Raw genomic sequence first — 6,279 nt, forward strand, 5'->3', positions numbered from 1 at the left:
TATAAATTTATAGGGTGAAATACAGGGCCATTTTGTCGAGAGATGAAGATTAGAATTTTGTACCCAAATAAATTTGTTCATATTCTCTAATTAAAGTAGGCTGGATATAAATTTGACAGTACACCTATAATGGTGTACTATTTAAATAAAAACGAGTAATCTAGTGATAACAGAAGTTCAAATTACAAGAAAAGCATTAAAGGATTTAAAAAGAACTCCTAGTTATCTGCAAGAGAAATTTCGTGCTTGGGTTATAGCAGTTAGCCATGTTGGATTAGAGGAAACAAGAAAGCGACCCGGGTGGCACGATGAGCCGTTGTTGGGCGATAGAAAAGGGCAGAGATCCATTCGTTTAAATAAACAATGGAGAGCCATTTATATTATTAAAGATAACGGAACAATTGAATTTGTTGAAGTTATGGAGGTAACCCCCCATGAGTATTAAATTAAATGATAGTTTAAATGCATTAGAAGCAACAAAAGACATTTGGAATGAAATGACTTTTGGTGGATTGGTGCGCTCATTGAGAATGAGTGATGAAATATCTCAAGTAGAGTTAGCAAAGAAAATTGGTGTTTCAAAACAGTTTCTTAGTGATGTTGAACATAATCGTAAAGATGTAGGTATTGGGTTTGCTAAGAAGGTATCTGAGGCTTTAGGTTATTCTATAGAACCATTAATAGAGTTATTGATAAGAGATCAATTGAGACGTCAACATCTTAATTATATTGTTGAGCTTAAACATGCTTCGTAAAAATGACAACTGTTAACAAGTTTAATGTATCTCATCAAAGTTGTTGCTGTCTTAAGATCGCTCTCTAATTCAAAAATTAGAGAGCGAGATCAGGCTTAAATATCGTAATATTTTGTATACTCATAAGCTTAGTAGGCTTTTCTATTAGATTGAATAGCTGGTTTCAATCGAGTCTTAATTTCAGCTTTTAACTTCTTGTTAAAATTTTTTTCATTTTTAGGAAAATTGTCTTCAGTAAAATTAAAAAAATCATATATCAGATTAATATTCTCAATATCGCTAGAACTTAATTTATAAATCTCTTCTTGGGTATCGAAGCGGATATTTTCTATTAATAAATCTAAAAATTTTGAGTTGTAATGAACCATTTCCTTGATAATTTGCCTAGTTAAATCTAATGTCTTATAGTCAGACAAGGCATCTATTACATAATCAATTTGAAAATGATTTTTTTCTTTTTTAGCCTTTTCATATAAAGACCAAAGATAAGTTACTTTTTGTTTTTCATCTCCAGGAACTTTTTTTAATTGTCTCATACAGGCATCGAGCTGATATAGCTCTGAGAAGGATTTAGGTTGTAATTTTTCATTTATTTTGTTTTCTATATCTATCAAATCCCCGCTACATTCATCTGTCTTAGGTTCGTTGTTATTTAAATATTTGATGTATGTATTATCTCTTTCTCCAATTAAGGATCGGAAGAGATCTTTAGGAGTAAATAATGGACTTAACTCTAGTTGAATTTTTGCGCCATTCTCATAAAGATATTTAACTAAGGTATCGCATCTAAAGGTAGAAGGATAAGTCCAATCAACGGTTGTTGGTTTTGGACTATAAGGATTATACAAATAGCTTTTAACTGTATGCCGAATATAATAATTCCAATACAATGTATATTTGACATCCTCTTTTAAAATAAAATTTAATAATTTCTTTATCCCTAAATATTGGGAGATAGTCATATTATTAGGTTGTTTATCAGTGCCATATTTTGCTCCCCAATAACCATTTTTAACTGTATTTTTAAAATCATCAATGGTGGAAATAACTAACTTATTAGCTTTTTGTTCGGCATCCATTTCTGCAATTTTAATTGGGTCATATATGTTTTCTGTACCATCATTGAACTTAGAAGGTTTAAAAATTGATATACCTACATGTCCTTGCTGCCTGATAAAATCAGGAAGCCTTTTATTGACATCTAGATCTCTTCCAAGCACATCTCCGGGACAAATTAATTTTTCATTCTTTATACAGCCTTGATAAACACCTAATGAAGTATATCCTTTAGGGCATTCATATATAGGCACAAGTTGGATAACTTGATCTTCCTCATCAGGAAATGAATCTGGATCATTTTCATAACAAGTATAATGAGCATAAAAAATGGGGGTCTTGTCCAAACTAATATAAGCTTCTTGCCATGAGCCTGGATATTCAAAAAAATACCATGGTTCTCCCTGTTCAATTTTGCTAAAAACACACTTTGTGTAATGAGTAGGATTCCCTTCAAAAATTGGGGCGGGATCAATGGATTTTGAATAACTGGTTAAATTTTCTATGTCACCAGGAACTTTCAAATGATAGTCTTTACTTTTATCTATGTATTCGTTTAGAAAACATGAGGGCTCATTTTTTATTTCTTCTAATTTTATTTTTTTATAATATTTATTTTGTTTTAGATAAGCGTTTGTGTAATTGCCTGAAAATACTGGGAGTATGTCACCAGCAAAAGATAAATTATAAGGCATGAATGAAATTGAAATAAAAACATACAAAGGCAAATATATTGAAAATCCTTTTATCATATTCATAGTAAGCTGATAACTGACGGAAATGCCGCCAAAATTACCATATTTTCCATTTATAGGCATCTAATATGAAAATAAATAGTATATTTTAATATATTGAATCGCATTACAACTAGATTTATTCGGGAAGGAGTTATTGTCAAATCTGGTGTATGCCCATTAGGCGGCCACTTTGTCTGACTGCTCACTGATTTGTACTCCATCTACAAACTTCACATTATTAATAACCAAAGTTAATAGGCTAAACCCTCTGATTTTAATCCAGCGTTTTTGAGCTACCTCCATAAGTTTAAATACCATCGCTAATGTAGTGTCTCTAGAGCCACAGTTTCTAGACTTATGTGTTCTCAAGCGCACTGTGGAGAAGGCTGATTCAATAGGATTGGTTGTCCGTATGTGAATCCAGTGCTCTGCTGGAAAATCATAAAAAGCCAGCAATTCTTCTTTGTCTTTAGCTAAGCACTCCATAGCCTTGGGATATTTAGCACTGTAGAGGGCGATTGTATTATCAAACGCTTTATAGGCATCCTCTCGCTTCTCAGCCATCCAAATCTCATGCAAAGAAGCCTTCACCTTAGGCTGCATGGATTTGGGAAGCTTATTAAGCACGTTCGCTGTTTTATGAACCCAGCAGCGCTGATGGCATGTTTCTGGATATATTTTGCTAAGAGCTCCCCAGAAGCCTAGTGCACCATCCCCAATCGCTAATTTAGGTGCTGTAGGAAGGCCTCGTTGACGTAAGCTTAAGAGTACTTCTTCCCAGCTAGCTGCTGATTCCCTATATCCATCACAAACGGCAACAAGCTCCTTCAATCCGCTCTCGGTGACACCAATAATCACGAGAAGGCACAGCTTATCATCCATACGAACCTTGCTGTAAATACCATCTGCCCACCAATAAACATAGCGCTTGTTACTTAAATCCTGGCGCTGCCACTCCTTATGTTCATCAAGCCATTTTTCTTTTAAGCGAGATACGGTGTTGGCTGATAAACCACGCGCACTCTCACCAACTAATGCGGATAAGGCATCGGTATAATCACCAGTGGATAACCCCTTTAAATACAACCAAGGAATGAGTTCCTCCATGCTTTTAGTGCGTCTCAAATATGGAGGCAATAACTGGCTGCTAAAATGAATGCCTGAGCCACTACGATCTCTTACCTTAGGTACTTGAATTTCCACCTCTCCGATCCCTGTTTGAATCTGGCGAGCAGGCAGATAACCATTCCTAACCACCGCAGGGCGGCCATCGAGTAAACGAACATCAGAATAGGCTGACAGCATCTCGGATAACTCCGATTCTACTGCTTTCCTTATCAATTCTTTTGCTCCTTGTCTTAGCACCTCCGTTAATGGGGCCTCTAGACCTTTCTCTGTCACTGGTGCTGAAGCAAGCTTTAGACTACAATCCTTCATGGCGTATCTCCTTTGTTGATTTTTTGTTCCTGCTAAGAACAATCAACAGAATACGCCACCTAACTTAATTTGTCATACACCACTTTCGACTATAACTCGCGTTTATACCTCAACACCCTAGTTTATTTCATCGCACTGTTTATGAAAATATACTGTACGGCAGAATTAGCGCTAGTTATGAGGAGGTTATTAATGCCTCTAATAAAGCCCATGCACATGAATTTATTGTCAACTTACCGCATGGATATGACACCCATGTTGGAGAAAGAGGGATTAAATTATCCGGAGGACAATGTCAAAGAATTGCGATTGCAAGAGCAATTTTAAAAGATGCACCTATTTTAATCTTAGATGAAGCAACTAGTTCACTGGATTCTTTAACAGAAAAACTGATCCAAGAATCATTACACATTGCAATGAGTAACCGAACGGTTATCGTGATAGCCCATAGATTATCAACCATTTTATCTATGGATAATATTCTAGTGATGGACGATGGTAAAATTATCGAAATGGGTAACCATAAACAACTAATCGATGCCAGCGGTTTTTATAACACACTATGGAACGCTTAAAGCGGACATAGTTTTATTTAATTGATGAAAGCATGAACAAAAAAATTAATCATTTTGTTTTAAATTAAGTTTAATGTGTGCTATTCCTGAATCAGAAAATAAGGATTTTTTCTTAATTCCAAACCCGAAAAAAAAGTAGATATTTTTAATATTTCAATTTACAAGGCGCTAATTTTTTCTATTGCACCCAAAACAATATTTCTAGAGCGTTCAAGCCGAGCGATTGCTTTTATCGCCTCTAACCATTTAGGATCTTCAATGAGCTTTTTAAAGTATCCTGAAATAAATTGGACAACATCTTTTGGCGAATTCATTATTTCTACTAATAATTCAGGCCTGCCATTAATGACATTGATGATATCTTCTAAATCCTTACAATCCCAATAATCATTATTCTTATAGGCTCTATCAGTAAATGCCTCAAGCTTTGTAGCAATGAAATAGACAGCGTTGAGTATTTTGATTTTTTTGTCTTTAATTTGAATCTCAATTGCATTGTCAAAACCTGCTTGATACCAATTTGAATTGATTCCTTGTAAAACACCATCGGTGTACATGATATCAATCATAAAATCATCTAACACATATCTGCAATTGGCATTCCCATCTGGCTTAAAACCTAAGCTTTCCAGTTTTTTTTGTAAAGAATAATGGGCAACAATATCAGTTCTTCCCAAATCCAGAGCGACATCAATATCATAGGTTGGTCGTACATCATCCTCTATTAAGTCAGTGATTAATAGTCCAACGATTCTACCACCAACATAAACAACGTGTTCGTTTAGACCTTTTAAAAGAGTTGCCGCCTTATAAAGTGCTTCATTGTTTTGTTTAACTCTTATTGATTCCATACAAAATGTTCCAATAGTTCTTTTGCAATTTTATTTTCTCGCTTCCCACCTAATCGGATCAGATCAAGTGCACTAATAATGGCATAAAAATTCTCATCAGGGCTTCTATCCAAAGCATTGGGTAAGGTTTTATATATAGGAGTTAGGGCCAGTCCTTTTGTATCACCATTAATATAAGGCCATACATAGGTCTCTTCGCTCATGATTAATTTTTTAAAATAAGTGGAGCTATAGGCTGCTGGCATGCCACGTGTTGCTATATTAATTTCCGCTGGAAAATGATACTTCACACTATGGACAAAAAACTCCATAAGCTCGTGCTTATGTAATTCAATGCTATCATCCGAATAACGCGATAAAAGCTTCGTAGCCTCTAGCCTTTTAATACTTTTGGTTACTTCAGATTGGCTGATATAAAGTTCATGAGCTATGCTTTTAAATTCAATTTTTTCTTTAGTGTTATTTTTTAAAAGCAATTTAATGAGAATAGCTATGTCTTGCCCTTTAAGCATGAAAAGCTCCAGTCTATTTTAATGGGATTATAGCATGCGAGTTTCTGATTTCCAAATTGGAAACTAGAAATCGTAAATACAATTTAAGGTTAAATTTAATATTCATTATCCTTTTTGTCCGGAAGTGAGAAGGGTATAAGTTTTATATTATTGTAGATCTGTAGGCCATGCTTCCTTTTATCTATTATACGACTTTTGTTTTTATTCATAGAAATGACTAGCGCCATAAACACAAAAAATTATAGGATTATTAAGAGTTGATCAAGATGCGTATTCCGGTGAAAATGAACACCGATTCTGGTTGAACGTGAACACCTAGTATTTTAACGTATTGCCCCAAGCGTCTTTTACACCAA

6 protein-coding genes and 1 pseudogene are annotated in these 6,279 nt (G+C 34.7%); 3 read left to right on the forward strand and 4 right to left on the reverse strand.

Features of this window, described 5'->3' with window-relative positions:
* Positions 1–163 precede the first annotated feature (163 nt).
* Entirely contained in the window at positions 164–445 is a 282-nt protein-coding gene (locus tag LDG_RS08970) for a type II toxin-antitoxin system mRNA interferase toxin, RelE/StbE family (protein ID WP_006870983.1), read from the forward strand.
* Positions 435–755 (forward strand): helix-turn-helix domain-containing protein, encoded by a 321-nt coding sequence (locus tag LDG_RS08975; RefSeq protein ID WP_006870984.1) that lies wholly within the window; start codon positions 435–437, stop codon positions 753–755. Before LDG_RS08970 ends, LDG_RS08975 begins: the two co-directional genes overlap by 11 nt.
* A gap of 128 nt (positions 756–883) precedes the next feature.
* On the opposite strand, the gene LDG_RS08980 is transcribed toward LDG_RS08975, so the two are convergent.
* Together LDG_RS08980 and LDG_RS08985 are read right to left on the reverse strand one after the other, a co-directional pair.
* A complete protein-coding gene (locus tag LDG_RS08980) occupies positions 884–2,629 on the reverse strand; it encodes a hypothetical protein (protein WP_148263544.1) in 1,746 nt (581 codons plus the stop codon).
* Between the two features lie 96 nt (positions 2,630–2,725).
* Positions 2,726–3,985, reverse strand: a complete 1,260-nt coding sequence (locus LDG_RS08985; RefSeq protein ID WP_006870986.1) for an IS256 family transposase — start codon at positions 3,983–3,985, stop codon at positions 2,726–2,728.
* Between the two features lie 95 nt (positions 3,986–4,080).
* Between LDG_RS08985 and LDG_RS18945 the strand changes: the two are divergent.
* Positions 4,081–4,560: pseudogene (locus tag LDG_RS18945) on the forward strand (ATP-binding cassette domain-containing protein); the annotation flags it as partial.
* Positions 4,561–4,718: 158 nt separating this feature from the next.
* On the opposite strand, the gene LDG_RS08990 reads toward LDG_RS18945, so the two are convergent.
* Both LDG_RS08990 and LDG_RS08995 read right to left on the reverse strand, forming a co-directional pair.
* Complete coding sequence (locus LDG_RS08990; protein WP_006870989.1) at positions 4,719–5,411, reverse strand: hypothetical protein; 693 nt, start codon at positions 5,409–5,411, stop codon at positions 4,719–4,721.
* Positions 5,399–5,923, reverse strand: coding sequence for a helix-turn-helix domain-containing protein (locus LDG_RS08995; RefSeq protein WP_006870990.1), 525 nt, complete (start codon positions 5,921–5,923; stop codon positions 5,399–5,401). Before LDG_RS08995 ends, LDG_RS08990 begins: the two co-directional genes overlap by 13 nt.
* Positions 5,924–6,279: the final 356 nt, after the last annotated feature.

This window comes from Legionella drancourtii LLAP12 (genome assembly GCF_000162755.2).
GTDB classification, from domain to species: Bacteria; Pseudomonadota; Gammaproteobacteria; order Legionellales; family Legionellaceae; genus Legionella; species Legionella drancourtii.